Origin of the sequence: Pseudoruegeria sp. HB172150 (assembly GCF_013184805.1) — a bacterium.
Classification (GTDB): domain Bacteria; phylum Pseudomonadota; class Alphaproteobacteria; order Rhodobacterales; family Rhodobacteraceae; genus Psychromarinibacter.
In genome coordinates, this window is the sequence record NZ_JAATNG010000002.1 from 168,440 (window position 1) to 180,776 (window position 12,337).

General features: G+C 64.4%; 14 protein-coding genes. 6 read left to right on the forward strand and 8 right to left on the reverse strand.

Features of this window, described 5'->3' with window-relative positions; translation table 11 throughout:
- Positions 1-51: 51 nt before the first annotated feature.
- The 3 genes from HCO70_RS25050 to HCO70_RS12505 all read right to left on the reverse strand — a co-directional run bounded on the left by HCO70_RS25050 (position 52) and on the right by HCO70_RS12505 (position 3,479).
- Complete coding sequence (locus HCO70_RS25050) at positions 52-2,169, reverse strand: calcium-binding protein (RefSeq protein WP_305849440.1); 2,118 nt, start codon at positions 2,167-2,169, stop codon at positions 52-54.
- A 372-nt stretch (positions 2,170-2,541) separates the two neighbouring features.
- Positions 2,542-2,958: a DUF1330 domain-containing protein gene (locus HCO70_RS12500; RefSeq protein ID WP_172296602.1), complete on the reverse strand. Its 417-nt coding sequence runs from the start codon at positions 2,956-2,958 to the stop codon at positions 2,542-2,544.
- On the reverse strand, positions 2,955-3,479 hold the full coding sequence (locus HCO70_RS12505; protein ID WP_172296604.1) for a DUF2239 family protein: 525 nt from the start codon (positions 3,477-3,479) through the stop codon (positions 2,955-2,957). The genes HCO70_RS12500 and HCO70_RS12505 overlap by 4 nt, the downstream gene beginning before the upstream one ends.
- 68 nt (positions 3,480-3,547) lie before the next feature.
- On the opposite strand from HCO70_RS12505, the gene HCO70_RS12510 reads away from it, so the two are divergent.
- The gene (locus tag HCO70_RS12510) at positions 3,548-3,862 is read left to right on the forward strand and encodes a GIY-YIG nuclease family protein (RefSeq protein ID WP_172296606.1); all 315 of its coding nucleotides are present in this window, start codon (positions 3,548-3,550) and stop codon (positions 3,860-3,862) included.
- An 89-nt stretch (positions 3,863-3,951) separates the two neighbouring features.
- Positions 3,952-4,572 carry a LysE family translocator gene (locus HCO70_RS12515; protein ID WP_172296608.1) on the forward strand — a complete coding sequence of 207 codons (621 nt, stop codon included), beginning with the start codon at positions 3,952-3,954 and terminating at the stop codon, positions 4,570-4,572.
- Positions 4,573-4,619: 47 nt separating this feature from the next.
- On the opposite strand, the gene HCO70_RS12520 is transcribed toward HCO70_RS12515, so the two are convergent.
- The 4 genes from HCO70_RS12520 to HCO70_RS12535 form a co-directional block, all read right to left on the reverse strand.
- Entirely contained in the window at positions 4,620-5,576 is a 957-nt protein-coding gene (locus HCO70_RS12520; RefSeq protein ID WP_172296610.1) for an FkbM family methyltransferase, read from the reverse strand.
- 205 nt (positions 5,577-5,781) lie between these two features.
- On the reverse strand, positions 5,782-6,147 hold the full coding sequence (locus tag HCO70_RS12525; protein ID WP_172296612.1) for a DUF1428 domain-containing protein: 366 nt from the start codon (positions 6,145-6,147) through the stop codon (positions 5,782-5,784).
- A gap of 292 nt (positions 6,148-6,439) precedes the next feature.
- Complete coding sequence (locus HCO70_RS12530; protein WP_172296614.1) at positions 6,440-6,850, reverse strand: hypothetical protein; 411 nt, start codon at positions 6,848-6,850, stop codon at positions 6,440-6,442.
- A 9-nt stretch (positions 6,851-6,859) separates the two neighbouring features.
- Positions 6,860-8,062, reverse strand: a complete 1,203-nt coding sequence (locus HCO70_RS12535; RefSeq protein WP_172296616.1) for a pyridoxal phosphate-dependent aminotransferase — start codon at positions 8,060-8,062, stop codon at positions 6,860-6,862.
- A gap of 82 nt (positions 8,063-8,144) precedes the next feature.
- On the opposite strand from HCO70_RS12535, the gene HCO70_RS12540 reads away from it, so the two are divergent.
- From HCO70_RS12540 to HCO70_RS12550, 3 genes are all read left to right on the forward strand, one after another.
- Positions 8,145-8,567, forward strand: coding sequence for a helix-turn-helix domain-containing protein (locus HCO70_RS12540; protein ID WP_253913264.1), 423 nt, complete (start codon positions 8,145-8,147; stop codon positions 8,565-8,567).
- Positions 8,567-8,827, forward strand: coding sequence for a succinate dehydrogenase assembly factor 2 (locus tag HCO70_RS12545; protein WP_172296618.1), 261 nt, complete (start codon positions 8,567-8,569; stop codon positions 8,825-8,827). The genes HCO70_RS12540 and HCO70_RS12545 overlap by 1 nt, the downstream gene beginning before the upstream one ends.
- Before the next feature lie 92 nt (positions 8,828-8,919).
- A complete protein-coding gene (locus HCO70_RS12550; protein ID WP_172297389.1) occupies positions 8,920-9,417 on the forward strand; it encodes a MarR family winged helix-turn-helix transcriptional regulator in 498 nt (165 codons plus the stop codon).
- Positions 9,418-9,739: 322 nt separating this feature from the next.
- Here HCO70_RS12550 and HCO70_RS12555 read toward each other — a convergent pair whose 3' ends face one another.
- The gene (locus HCO70_RS12555) at positions 9,740-11,368 is read right to left on the reverse strand and encodes an AMP-binding protein (RefSeq protein WP_172296620.1); all 1,629 of its coding nucleotides are present in this window, start codon (positions 11,366-11,368) and stop codon (positions 9,740-9,742) included.
- A gap of 119 nt (positions 11,369-11,487) precedes the next feature.
- Between HCO70_RS12555 and HCO70_RS12560 the strand changes: the two genes are divergently transcribed.
- Complete coding sequence (locus HCO70_RS12560; protein ID WP_172296622.1) at positions 11,488-12,138, forward strand: sulfotransferase family 2 domain-containing protein; 651 nt, start codon at positions 11,488-11,490, stop codon at positions 12,136-12,138.
- Positions 12,139-12,337 lie beyond the last annotated feature (199 nt).

Genomic DNA, 12,337 nt, shown 5'->3' on the forward strand with positions numbered 1-12,337 from the left:
GTCGGTGTGGGGACGATGCGCGGCCAGTGGTGGCCGCGCATTGTTCGCCTGTCAGCCAATCAGGAACTCGAGATCGGATGGCGGGATGACTTCGCCGAAGATGGCCACGTCGGAGATGGTGCCGTCAAACACCGCCTCGAAACCCGCCGCGCCGGCATCGCTCGCGAAGCCGTTGGCGCCGATCTGCAGGAACTCGGTGTTGGTCAGCCAGGAGGCGTCGAAACCAGCCTGGCCGAAGACCTCTCCGTTCAGTGCCGCCGACACCTGGCCGTTTCCGAAGCTCATCACCAGATCGTAGTCCTTGCCCGCTTCGATGCCGGCGAATTCGAACTGCTGGCTGGAGGTCGCGTCCTGGAACCGGACGATGAGCGTTCCATCCTCGATGTAGGAGGTGAAATGGCCGCCGTCGCCGAAGTCGCGGGCATCCTTGGACAGCAGGCCGTGGCTGCCCAACACCTTATCCGCGTTGAAGGTGAGCGCGATGGTGCCCTCGGCCAGTTCGAATGACTGTTCGTGTGCGAGTTCGATGACGTCGCCGTCGCCTGAGACTTCGAGCGGGCCGTCGAGGTTGAAGACGGGAGCGTCGTACAGGATGAAATCCTGCGCATCCAGGTCGGAGAGCTCGACGCTCTTGAGGGTTACCGAGTTGCCGCCGCCAAGGTCGACGATCACGCTGTCGCCGTCCTGCTCCATGTGATTTTCAAACAGGTCGGCAAAGCCGGTGATCGCGCTGACCTCGCGGAGGTCAATCTTCTCTGCGTCATTGGTGGCGTTGAAGCCGCGCACCTCGTCGTGGCCGTCGCCATCGCGGAAGACAAAGACATCCGAGCCGGTGCCGCCATACAGGATGTCGTTGCCGGTGCCGCCAAATATCAGGTCGTTCCCGGCGTTGCCCCTTATCTCATCGTTTCCTTCGCCGCCGCGCAGCAGGTCGTCGCCATCGCCGCCGAACAGAGAGTCGTTTCCGGCGCTGCCGTGGATCACGTCGTCGCCGCCGAAGCCGTTAATCGAATCGTCGCCGCTGGTGCCCAGGATCGTGTCGGGACCGTTGGTGGCGTCGACCGACAGGATTTCGACCATAACGCGGTTGGTATCGTTATCGAACCACGTCACTGCGATACGTCCATCCGCCAGCAGCGTGGCCTCGATCGACTTGCTGTTGTCTGAAGTGACGCGAAAGAGTTCACCGATCTTGTCACCATCGGCGTCATAGCGTTGACCCACGACGCCCCGGGCGCCCGCGTCCTTGTCCGCGAAGATGATGAAGGTGCCGTCAGCAAGCATGACGACGGCGGGTTCGTTGTTGTTGTCCTTTACGTCGCTGGAACTGGTCCGGGGGCCGCCCCGGACGTCGGTGATGGCATCGCCCTCGTCATCGAAAATCTGGAACTGCACGTCGGTGTCCCAGCCGTCGTCCTGCGCCCAGACAACGACGAAGCGGCCGCCTTTCAGCGCGGCGATGGTGCTGTCGAATATGTCGCCTTCCGTGTGCACCTTGGTGGTGGTGTTATACGGGCCTTTCTTGATCGTCACGGACAGGCCGCCGCCGCGGCTGCCGTCGCGGTCGATCAGGATGGCCTGTCCCCCGGTGCTGAGCGCGACGGAGGAGATATCCGGGTTGTCGAATTGTTTCAGTTCATCAATGAATCCGACGCCGTTCTTACCGCCATTGGCAGTGAAGTACGCATCGTTGAAAACGTGGTTCTGGAAATAGTCGAATGCGTGGTTCACTGCGAAGCTGTCATCGCCGAAGACGGTGATCGATGGAGCCTCTGCCCGGGATGTCGGACCGCCGGTAATTTCGGTCATCCTGATCCGCCTCGCGCCATCCTCGTCGACGCGGAACTGGCCGATGCGGATATCGTCGTCGGTCCAGCCGTCATGCCTGTTCTCGACCGCAATCAGGATCTTGCCGTCGCTCTGCACCCCCATGTCGAAGCGCGGGTTGTCGATGTCGCGGGGAAAGTCGAACTCGAACTCGCTGCCGATCGTATGTCCGTCAGGGCTGACGAGGCGCCCGCGGATGGCCCAGAGCGACTGTCCCGAACCCTGGTAGGCATAGGCGACGACAAAATTGCCGTCGGGAAGGGCGGCGATCATCGGATCGCTGATACCGGAGCCGCCGCCGACCCGGAATTCATTGGTGATGGTTGCAGGTGTATCGATCATTGAGATTATTCCTTGGTTCGAAAATGCCGCCATTGCCGGGAAATGATCCGGCCGGCGGTGTCTGATGGCTGGTTCAGCGATGGGCGGTGGCTGTCAGGAGGTCCTGACGTTGCAAAGGCATTGCGTCAGGCAGGGTTGGCCGGGTGGACCGTGCGGCCGGGGCAGCCGGGGGATAGCGCCCTGCCGGGGTTCAATATTGGCATACGTGCCGTGCTCCAAAAAATGTCTTTGCGGCAAATCGAAATGAGTTCCGCCCCGATCGGACTCGGGGCGGTGCCTGGGTGCAGCTATGCCGGTTAACGTTGTCGCGTCCGTTGTGAGGGCAGTTGTAACGGGCGCGGAGAAGCGTTGTTTTTGCCGCGCCGCGCGGGGTCAGCCGTCCAGCGGGAAAGACGGGAGCAGCCGCGAATCCTCGACGGCGGCGGCGCGGTGGACGAGGGCGGATTGCGCCGCCGGGTCGGAGGCGAAGGCGAGGAAGCTTTGCAGGCTGGCCTGTTTCACGATGAGGACGTGGTCCCAGCGTTCGGTTTCCGGCCCGATGAACCAGCGGTTCGCGGTGCCTTCGAACAGGACCTCGCCGCCGGAGGCTTCGAGCAGCGGCAGGGTTTCGGCGACGTAGCGGGCATAGGCTTCGGCGCCGGAGGTTGGCGTCGCTGGCGCTTTGCCCGGGTGCGCGGAGTAGTCGGCCACGTCACGGAAACGCAGCAGGTTGACCATGACGACCGGGCCCATGTGCGCGTTCGAGAACAGGGCGCGGGCGGTGGCGTCGGTGGGGTTCAGGTAGGTCATGGCTGCGGGGTCCGGGCGAGTTTCAGGACGTAGTCGCGGATGTCTTCGGGCCAGTCGGCGATGGTGTCTGCCATCGCGTCGAGATTGCCGGCGAAGAGGGCGCGCACCGCGTCCTCGTAGAGCGGCAGGTTTCCGGCGAGGGCGGTGGCGGCGCGGTAGGCGGCCTCCTGCGCGCGGCGGGGATCGGGGCCGTCGGCGCGCATCGCCTCCTCGACCAGGCGGCGGAGTGCCGCGGAGGCGCCGCCGCGCTGAGTCGACAGCCAGTCCCAGTGGCGGGGCAGGAGCGTTACCTCGCGCGCCTTCACGCCAAGCTTCGGGCGGCCGCGTTTCGGGGGTTCCTCGTAGCGGGCGGCAACCTCGGCGGGGGTGCCGCGGAGGTCGAGGTCGACGACGCGGCCGGTGGTGTCGTCGAAGGCGAGCGGCTGGCCGCCATTCGCCTGCGCCGCCTGCATGGCGGCGGCGATATCGGCGACGGAGCCGGCGGCGATGCGGCGGTGGGAGTCGAAAACGGTGAAGGTCATGCGGAGTGTTTTACACCCGGGTAAAAATATGTCAATTAAAACCCGGGTAAAAAGAATCGGAGTTGGCGATGGATCGGCGAGCGGCGAAGGCGGAGTGGAAGGAGAAGAAGCCCGACGCGGGCATCTACGCGCTGCGCATCGGCGGGCGCGTCTGGGTCGGCGCGGCGATGCGGCTGGGCGCGGCGGAAAGCCGGATGGGCTTTGCGGCGCGGATGGGGGGATTGCCGAATGCCGAGGCTCAGGCGGCTTATGCGGCGGCGGGGGAACTGGCGTTCGAGGTGCTCGAGACTTTCGACGAGGAGATCTCGCAGATGAAGCGTGAGCGGTTGCTGAAGGAGCGGCTGGCGCATTGGGTGGAGGAACTGGGGGCGGGGAAGGTGTAAGCCAGGCTTACGGATCGGCAGAAATCCTGCTTTGCGCATTCCCCGGGAACGCGCCATTGGGTTGGTCGTGATCCTCCGGAGCGCTTCACATGACCGACGTCCTTCTGTTCGTGCCTGCCTGCTTTGCCCTGAACCTCGCCTTCGGGCCGAACAACCTGCTGGCGATGACCCATGGCGCAAGGAACGGTGTCGGATTTGCGTTCGGCGCGAGTATGGCGCGGCTGGCGGTCTTCGTGCCGATGATCGCGGCGAGCGCGCTGGGGCTGGGGCTGGTGATGGCCACCTCGGCCATCGTGTTCAACGCGGTGAAGATCGTCGGTGCGATCTACCTGATCTGGATCGGGGTGAAGCTGTTGCGGACCGCGCCTGCGGTGGGTGCGGTTGCGGCGGGGCAGGTGAGCAGTTTTCCGAAGGCGCTGCGCAGCGAGGCGCTGGTGGCGGTCAGCAATCCGAAGGCGATCCTGATCTTCGCGGCGTTCTTTCCCCAGTTCGTGGACATGTCGAATTACTGGCTGAGCTACCTCGTGCTCGGCGCGGTGTTCCTGGCGCTGGAGGCGGTTGCGATCGTGATCTATGCGAGCGCGGGGCGCTTCGCGGCGGGTGTGGCGGCGGACAGGCTGCACTGGTTCCAGCGCGCCTCGGGCGGCGGGATGATCCTGTTCGGGCTGCTGTTGCTGTTCAGCCGGCAGCCGGGGCGCGTGGCGGTCTGACGCCGGACGTCAGGCGCGGCCGGACACGTTGAAACGCCGGCACCAGGTCAGGGGTAACCGGGAACGGCCTGGCTCTTCGGGATTGCAAACAGCACCATCTCGCGCGGCAGCCAGTGGTAGTGGCGCAGTTTGAAATCGTACCAGAGGCCGTATGGGTCGATAAGTTTCGGGATCCGGTAGAGATCCGTCGGCTTGTGATAGATGGCTACCATGCAAGTGGGGCGGAAGTTCCGGATGGTCCGGGCCGCGCCCGTCAGGGCCGGCACTTCGGATCCTTCGATGTCGAATTTCAGGAAGTCCACCCGCTCGAGCTTTTCGGACTCGACGAAATCGTCGAGGCGCCTGAGTTTCAGCGTTCTGGTCTTCTTCTTTTTCACGTTGCCGACAACCGGTCGCGTCCGCGGGCCTTCCAGCGCGAATTCGACTTCTTTCTCGGCTTCGGCGAAACCGACGTTCACCGGCGTTATGTTAGGGTTGGGTTTGCAGTTCTTCACGACGTCCGGAAAGAGGTCCGGGTTCGGCTCGAACGTGTAGACCCGGCCGGTGGCACCGACGTAGTTGGAGAACTGGATCGCATTGTTGCCGTTGAAGGAGCCGATATCGAGGACGACCTCGCCTTCGCGGGGCTCGACTTCTCCCTTTATGATATAGCCGTCGAGGATGTTCGTCTCGATCACTTCGTCCGTGTTCTCGCTGACGGTGCCGTCCTTGGTGTTCATCAGCGTTTCGGCGCGTTCGCGGTAATCCTGCCAGCGCTTTTCCGTGTGGATTCCGCGAAAGACCCTGAGACGCTTGAACTTGTTGGCCTCGTTCATCTCGCTGGCAAGGCGCACGGCCATGTACCACCGGAACAGGCTTCGCGAGAGATCGTCGGTGAACCGAGCTTCCATCTCGTCGATGGAATTCCAGTGCAATAGAAATTGGTGGAGGTTGGGGGTCGGTTTTTCCGAAGTATCCTCGACGACCTGGAGCGCCAAGCGGAGAATGTCTGAACGAGCGCTCATGCACTATCCCATCTCGTTAGGCTGCAACCCTGCGGCAGCTTCAGCGATCACCATGCGTGACGGATGTTGGCGGTTCAACCCTGCTTGCGTGTGGTCAGGCGGAGCTGTCACATGCATGCTTGGGCATGAATCGCGATTGGGGGCGCTGTTCAGGGAAACTACTGGGAAACTTTCGGTTTCGGGGAAGGCATGCAGGCCGGCGGCATCATGTTCCGTGACTATGTCCCATCACATGGATCGGCTGAAAGCATCCGAGGATCAGGCGGCTGGCGTCGAAGGGCGGCTCGCCGGCTTCGTCCATGCGCGGGTCCTGGTGCATCTTTTCCTCGGCGGCGTTGAAGAAATCCCTGCCGGGCCAGACCTGCCAGATGAAGACGATCTTCTCTCCGGGTTTCGCGGCGACAGCGCGGCGGAAATCGGTCTGCTTGCCGTCGGGGACGTTATCCTCCCAGCTTTCGACGATTTCGAGGCAGCCGTATTCGCGGAAGAATGCCGCGCTCTGTGCGGCCCAGGCGCGGTAGGCGTCGCGGTTTTCTTCGGGGACGGGGATGACGAGGCCGGCAATGTACATCGGTTGGAGTCCTGTTGTGGGGGCAGAGCGATTGGGTTTGAATTAGGAGGCGTTCGGCGAACGTCACGCTCCGGCCCGGAATGGCCGGGCAGCGCACGGCCACTCCTTTGGCCGGGGCATTGTCATCCAATGCGCGGCGATTGAGGGATTGCGGGGGTGGACGGATAAAGTGTGGACCGCGGGCGCTATTTCGCCCGACCGTGGCCAGGTGTTGCCCCCGGTCCGAGCGGTTAGCTGCGTGATGTCACGCACCGGTGCAGCGTTGGACGGGGCGGCATGGCGCGCGCGTACCCTACCGGCCGGGTTCCTTCCCCAGCCGGTCCGCCTTCTTCCGAACCAGCACCGCGCGCAGGTCGTGCATCGCCAGCAGGAGATCGTCGGTCAGCTCCTGCAGCTGTGCGTCGCTTGCGTCGGACTGCGCCCATTGCGCCGTCTGGTTCAGGTGGTCCACTGTGCGGCGGATGTCGTCGGTGCGGCGGGTGTCGAGAACCTGCTCCCGCGCCGCCATCCAGTCTGAAATCGCAGCTTCATCGGCTGCGCTCAGGACATGCTGGCCGTGCGCCTTCACCTGACCGTTGCGGATGTTGACGACGGCGATCTGCTCCATCTCGATCCGGCGCTGGCGGTTTTCCGTGTCGATGCGGAACACGACCGCGCCGTTCTCGCGGGTGCGGAAATAGTAGTCCGGCAGATCGGCGGGCATCCGTCCTCCCTAGGTCAGACCCTCGCAGAACTGCCGGATGCGGTTGCAGGCATCGGTCAGGGCCTCGTCCGAGGTAGCGTAGCTGACGCGGAAATACGGGGAAAGCCCGAAGGCGGCGCCGAAGACGACGGCGGTTCCGGTCTCTTCCAGCAGCGCGGTCGCGAAGGCCTCGTCATTGTCGATCTTCGTGCCGCCGGCGGAGGTCTTGCCGATGCAGCCGGCGATGGAGGGGTAGACGTAGAACGCACCCTCGGGCACCGGGCAGGTGATGCCGGGGCAGGCGTTCAGCCCCGCGACGACGAGATCTCGGCGGCGCTGGAAGATCCTGCGGTTCGGTTCGAGGAAGTCCTGGGTGCCGTTCAGTGCCTCGATCGCCGCCCATTGCGAGATGGTGCAGGGGTTCGTCGTCGACTGCGACTGGATCTTGCGCATCGCGGCGATCAGCTCCTCTGGCCCGCCGGCATAGCCGATGCGCCAGCCGGTCATGGCATAGGCCTTGGACACGCCGTTGCAGGTGAGCGTGCGGTCGTAGAGGCCGGGTTCGATCTGCGCCGGGGTGGTGAATTCGAAATCGTCGAAGACGAGATGTTCGTACATGTCGTCGGTCATCACCCAGACCTGCGGATGCTTCATCAGCACGTCGGTCAGTGCCTTGAGCTCGTCGCGGGTGTATCCGGCGCCGGTCGGGTTCGACGGCGAGTTGAAGATCAGCCACTTGGTCTTTGGCGTGATCGCGGCATCGAGCTGTTCGGGCGTCATCTTGAACCCGGTCTCGATTCCGGCTTCGACCACTACGGGCGTGCCGCCCGCCAGCAGCACCATGTCCGGGTAGCTGACCCAGTAGGGCGCCGGGATCACCACCTCGTCGCCGGGGTTCATCGTCGCCATCAGGGCGTTGTAGAGGATCTGCTTTCCGCCCGAGGACACCGAGATCTGTTTCGGCACATAGGTCAGCCCGTTCTCGCGCGCGAACTTGCCGCAGATCGCCTGCTTCAGTTCCGGGATGCCGTCGGGCGCGGTGTATTTCGTCTTGCCGGCGCGGATCGCGGCGATGCCCGCCTCCTTGATGTTGTCGGGCGTGTCGAAATCCGGTTCGCCGGCGGCGAGGCCGATGATGTCCTTGCCCTCCGCCTTGAGCTCGTGGGAGCGGGTGTTCATGGCGATGGTCGGCGACGGCTTGACGCGGGCAAGTGTCGCGGAAAGGAAGGACATGGTCGTCTCCGGTTGGAATGCACCGGGGCAGAGGTGTAGATTGGGCGCCGTGACCGTGCAAGCCCGAACCCGGAGGATCCCCATGAGCCAGGACAGCGCGATGAGCGCGCCCGAAACCGAGACCGGCGGCGGCTGGTATTCCAACGAGAGCGCGACCTTCGGCGACCGGATGGTCGCGGCGCGCGAGGCGCTGGGACTGAGCCAGGCGGACCTTGCCAAGAAGATCGGCGTCAAGCTGAAGACGCTGAAGGCCTGGGAAGACGACGTCGCCGAGCCGCGCGCCAACAAGCTGTCGATGCTGGCGGGGGTGCTGAACGTGTCGCTGGTCTGGCTGATCAACGGCGAGGGCGAGGGCCTGTCGGCGCCCGACGAGGTACAGATCCCCGGCGAGCTGACCGCGCTGCTGACCGAGCTGCGGCAGCTGAAGGGGTCGCTGGCGCGCACGGCGGAAAAGCTGGGCGGCGTCGAGAAGAAGCTGCAGCGGGCGCTGCGGGACTACGGCTGATGCAGGAGACGCCGGAAGCGCGGCTGAAGCGGATGCGCATGCGGGCCGGGCGGCGCGGGATCAAGGAGATGGACCTGATCCTGGGCGGCTATGCCGAGGCGCGGCTGGCGGCGATGGATGCCGAGGCGCTGGACCTGTTCGACGCGCTGCTGTGGGAGAACGACCACGATCTGTATGCCTGGGTCACCGGCAAGGCGGCGGTGCCGGACAGTTACGCCGGACTGATCGGCGACATCGCCGTCCAGTCCGGTGCCGTTTGAAACGAATTTCCGCTAAATTCTGCCAGCTTAACGAATAATTTGCGAATCCGCCGCTATGCCGGGCCAACGAGCAGAGCATGGCGGTAGTGATGATGAGTATTCAGACACGTATCGATGGGGCCACGAATCGCGGCTTCATGACCCAGTATCTCGAGGCGCTGTCGCTGGTGGAACGGCTGCATCGGCTGCTGCTCGACGTGATCAAGGACGAGTTCGAGCGACTGGGGATACTCGAGATCAACGCGGTGCAGGCGCTGCTGCTGTTCAACGTCGGCGACAACGAGGTGACGGCGGGCGAGCTGAAGACGCGCGGCTACTATCAGGGCTCGAACGTCAGCTATAACCTGAAGAAGCTGGTCGAGACGGGATACATGCACCACCAGCGCTGCGAGATCGATCGCCGGTCGGTGCGCGTGCGCCTGACCGAGAAGGGGCGCAAGGTGCAGGAGATCGTCGAGGAGCTGTTCATCCGCCATGCGGACGGGCTGGAATCCCGCGCGGTGCTGGACCTGAACGGGATCGAGGAGATCAACTCGGCGCTGCGCCGGGTCGAGCGGTACTGGAGCGACCAGATCCGGTATATCTATTGAGGCGGGGCGTCCGGCGGGCCATCGCGGGCAGGGACGCTTCCTGATTGCGCCCGGCATTTGCAGGCAAGTGCCTGATTGTGGATGTGGCAGGGGGCTCTGCCCCCGCCGCCTTCGGCGCCTCCCCCGGGATATTTTCAGCCAGAAGAAGATGGATACAGGGAGCACCTGATCGAGCGGTTCCGTTGTTGTCCCCGGCCGTGGGCTGCGAGGATCCCCTGCTTCTTCTGGTCACAAATATCCCGGGGGAGCCGCGCAGCGGCGGGGGCGGAGCCCCCATTTGCACGCAGTGCCAGAAAGATTGCGCCGCAGGCGCGCAACCGGATCAAGCCGGTTGCAGCCGCTTCCGGAGTTCGAATTTCTGGATCTTGCCGGTGGAGGTTTTCGGCAGCTCGCCGAAGACGACCGCCTTGGGGGTCTTGAAGCCGGCGAGGCGGGCGCGGGCGAACGCGATGATGTCGGCCTCTGTGGTCTCGGCACCGGGTTTCAGCTCGACGAAGGCGCAGGGGACCTCGCCCCATTTCTCGTCCGGTTTGGCGACGACGGCGCAGAGCGAGATGGCGGAATGGCGCATCAGCACGTCCTCGACCTCGACGGAGGAGACGTTCTCGCCGCCGGAGATGATCACGTCCTTGGAGCGGTCGACGATCTTGAGATAGCCGTCGGGATGCTGGATCGCGATGTCGCCGGTGTGGAACCAGCCGCCCCTGAAGCATTCTGCGGTGGCCTCGGGGTTGCGGTAATAGCCCTTCATCACGCCGTTGCCGCGGAACATGATCTCTCCCTGCGCCTCGCTGTCCATCGGGATCTGTTCCAGGGTCCCGGGGTCGAGGACGGTCGTGTCCTCCATGAACGGCATCGGGATGCCGGTGCGGGCCTTGAGGGAGGCGCGGTCGTCGCCTTCGCTGCCGTCCCAGCTTTCCTGCCAGAGGCATTCGGTGCCGGGGCCGTAGGTTTCGGTCAGGCCGTAGACCTGGGTGACGTTGAAGCCCAGCGGTTCGATCGCGGCCAGGGTGGCGGCGGGGGGCGGGGCGCCGGCGGTGAAGACCTCGACGATATGGTCGAAGCTGCGGCGTTCGGAGTCCGGGGCGTTGATCAGGGTGTTGAGGACGATGGGCGCGCCGCCGAAATGGGTCACGCCCTCATCCGCGATGGCGTTGTAGATGGAGGGTGCGTCGATCTGGCGGCAGCAGACCAGCGTGCCGCCGAGAAGCGGCATCATCCAGGTGTGGCACCAGCCGTTGCAGTGAAAGAGCGGCACGATGGTCAGGTAGACCGGGTGCATCACCATGCGCCAGCTGACCACCTGGGACAGGGTCGACAGATACGCGCCGCGGTGGTGGACGACGACGCCCTTGGGATGGCCGGTGGTGCCGGAGGTGTAGTTGAGCGCGATGCTTTCCCACTCGTCCTCGGGCATCACCCAGTCGAAATCGGAGTCGCCGGTGGCAAGGAAGTCCTCGTATTCGGTGAACTCGCCCGAGGCGGGATGACCGGCCTGCGCGTCGGCGACCTCGATGATCCGAGGCGCGCCGCCCTCCATGTTGGCGCAGGCCGCTTCGGCGAGGGCGAGGAACTGCGTGTCGACGAGGACGATATGGGCGCGGGCGTGCTCGAAGATGTAGGCGACGGTGTGAACGTCGAGGCGGATGTTGATGGTGTTGAGGACGGCGCCGGTCGCGGGGACGGCGAAATGCGCCTCGGCCTGGGCGGGGATGTTCGGCAGCAGGGTGGCGACGACCTGGCCGGGGCGCACGCCGGCCTTCGACAGGGCCGAGGCGAGGCGGGTGACGCGGTCGCGGTACTCGGCATAGGTCCGGCGGGTCGCGCCGTAGACCAGCGCGGTGCGGTCCGGGAAGACGCGGGCCGCGCGGTTCAGGTGCGACAGCGGCGTGAGCGGCACGTAATTCGCGGCGCATTTGCCGAGACCGGTTTCGTCGTCGAGCCAGCCCATATCCGTATCCTCCCTGCGGCCGTGATCCCTGTGCCGGATTAAACCGCCGCGGCGGGCGGCGGAAAAGAGGGAAATGCGGCGGGTTGCGGGGACTGGCGCGGTCTTTGTATCTGTGGCGGATGATCATCTCGCGCGGGCGGCGCTATATCTTCGTTCACATCCCCAAGACAGGCGGCACGGCTCTGACGCTGGCGCTGGAGGGGCGGGCGATGAAGGATGATATCCTCATCGGCGACACGCCGAAGGCGAAGCGGCGGCGCCGGCGGATTGAAGGCGCGCAGACGCGCGGGCGGCTGTGGAAGCATTCGACGCTGGCGGATATCGAGGGGCTGGTGACGCGCGAGGAGATGGCGGAGCTGTTCGTCTTCACGCTGGTGCGCAACCCATGGGACCGGCTGGTCAGCTATTACCACTGGCTGCGCGCGCAGCGGTTCGACCATCCGGCGGTGGAGCTGGCGCGGCGGAACGACTTCGCGGCCTTTCTGCGGCATCCTCAGACCCGGCTGGCGGTGGGGCAGGCACCCTACGGGTTCTACGTGCGGGACCCGGCGGGGCAGGAGCGGTGCGACGCCTTCGTGCGGCTTGAGCACCTGCGGGACGACCTGAAACCGGTGGAAGAATTCCTTGGATTCGGGCTTGACGCACCCCTGCGGGTGAACGCGTCGGAGCGCGAAAAAGACTACCGCATGTATTACGACGACTCGCTCGCCGAGTACGTGTCGGACCTGTGCCGTCACGATATTGACCGGTTTGCCTATACTTTTGGGTAGTTTTTTGTTTCCGAAACGAAACTGATTTCCATGTCTTCCACAAGATTGACGGAATTGACGCAATAGTGCCGCAATCTTAGCGCAATTGCGTCGAAATCCGGGCAAGCGAATCGATCCTACTTAGTTGCATCGAAAGCGTCACTTCACTCATGACGCGAACTGGAGATGTAGCGATGTTTGGACTTGGACAGGTTAATTT

Bases quoted from the DNA above. Each gene is read 5' to 3' on its own strand.
- HCO70_RS12535 (WP_172296616.1), bottom strand. From the start codon at position 8,062: ATGTCCTTCCTTTCCGCGACACTTGCCCGCGTCAAGCCGTCGCCGACC.
- HCO70_RS12530 (WP_172296614.1), bottom strand. From the start codon at position 6,850: ATGCCCGCCGATCTGCCGGACTACTATTTCCGCACCCGCGAGAACGGC.
- HCO70_RS12545 (WP_172296618.1), top strand. From the start codon at position 8,567: ATGCAGGAGACGCCGGAAGCGCGGCTGAAGCGGATGCGCATGCGGGCC.
- HCO70_RS12555 (WP_172296620.1), bottom strand. From the start codon at position 11,368: ATGGGCTGGCTCGACGACGAAACCGGTCTCGGCAAATGCGCCGCGAAT.
- HCO70_RS12550 (WP_172297389.1), top strand. From the start codon at position 8,920: ATGAGTATTCAGACACGTATCGATGGGGCCACGAATCGCGGCTTCATG.
- HCO70_RS25050 (WP_305849440.1), bottom strand. From the start codon at position 2,169: ATGATCGATACACCTGCAACCATCACCAATGAATTCCGGGTCGGCGGC.
- HCO70_RS12515 (WP_172296608.1), top strand. From the start codon at position 3,952: ATGACCGACGTCCTTCTGTTCGTGCCTGCCTGCTTTGCCCTGAACCTC.
- HCO70_RS12560 (WP_172296622.1), top strand. From the start codon at position 11,488: ATGATCATCTCGCGCGGGCGGCGCTATATCTTCGTTCACATCCCCAAG.
- HCO70_RS12500 (WP_172296602.1), bottom strand. From the start codon at position 2,958: ATGACCTACCTGAACCCCACCGACGCCACCGCCCGCGCCCTGTTCTCG.
- HCO70_RS12540 (WP_253913264.1), top strand. From the start codon at position 8,145: ATGAGCCAGGACAGCGCGATGAGCGCGCCCGAAACCGAGACCGGCGGC.
- HCO70_RS12520 (WP_172296610.1), bottom strand. From the start codon at position 5,576: ATGAGCGCTCGTTCAGACATTCTCCGCTTGGCGCTCCAGGTCGTCGAG.
- HCO70_RS12525 (WP_172296612.1), bottom strand. From the start codon at position 6,147: ATGTACATTGCCGGCCTCGTCATCCCCGTCCCCGAAGAAAACCGCGAC.
- HCO70_RS12510 (WP_172296606.1), top strand. From the start codon at position 3,548: ATGGATCGGCGAGCGGCGAAGGCGGAGTGGAAGGAGAAGAAGCCCGAC.
- HCO70_RS12505 (WP_172296604.1), bottom strand. From the start codon at position 3,479: ATGACCTTCACCGTTTTCGACTCCCACCGCCGCATCGCCGCCGGCTCC.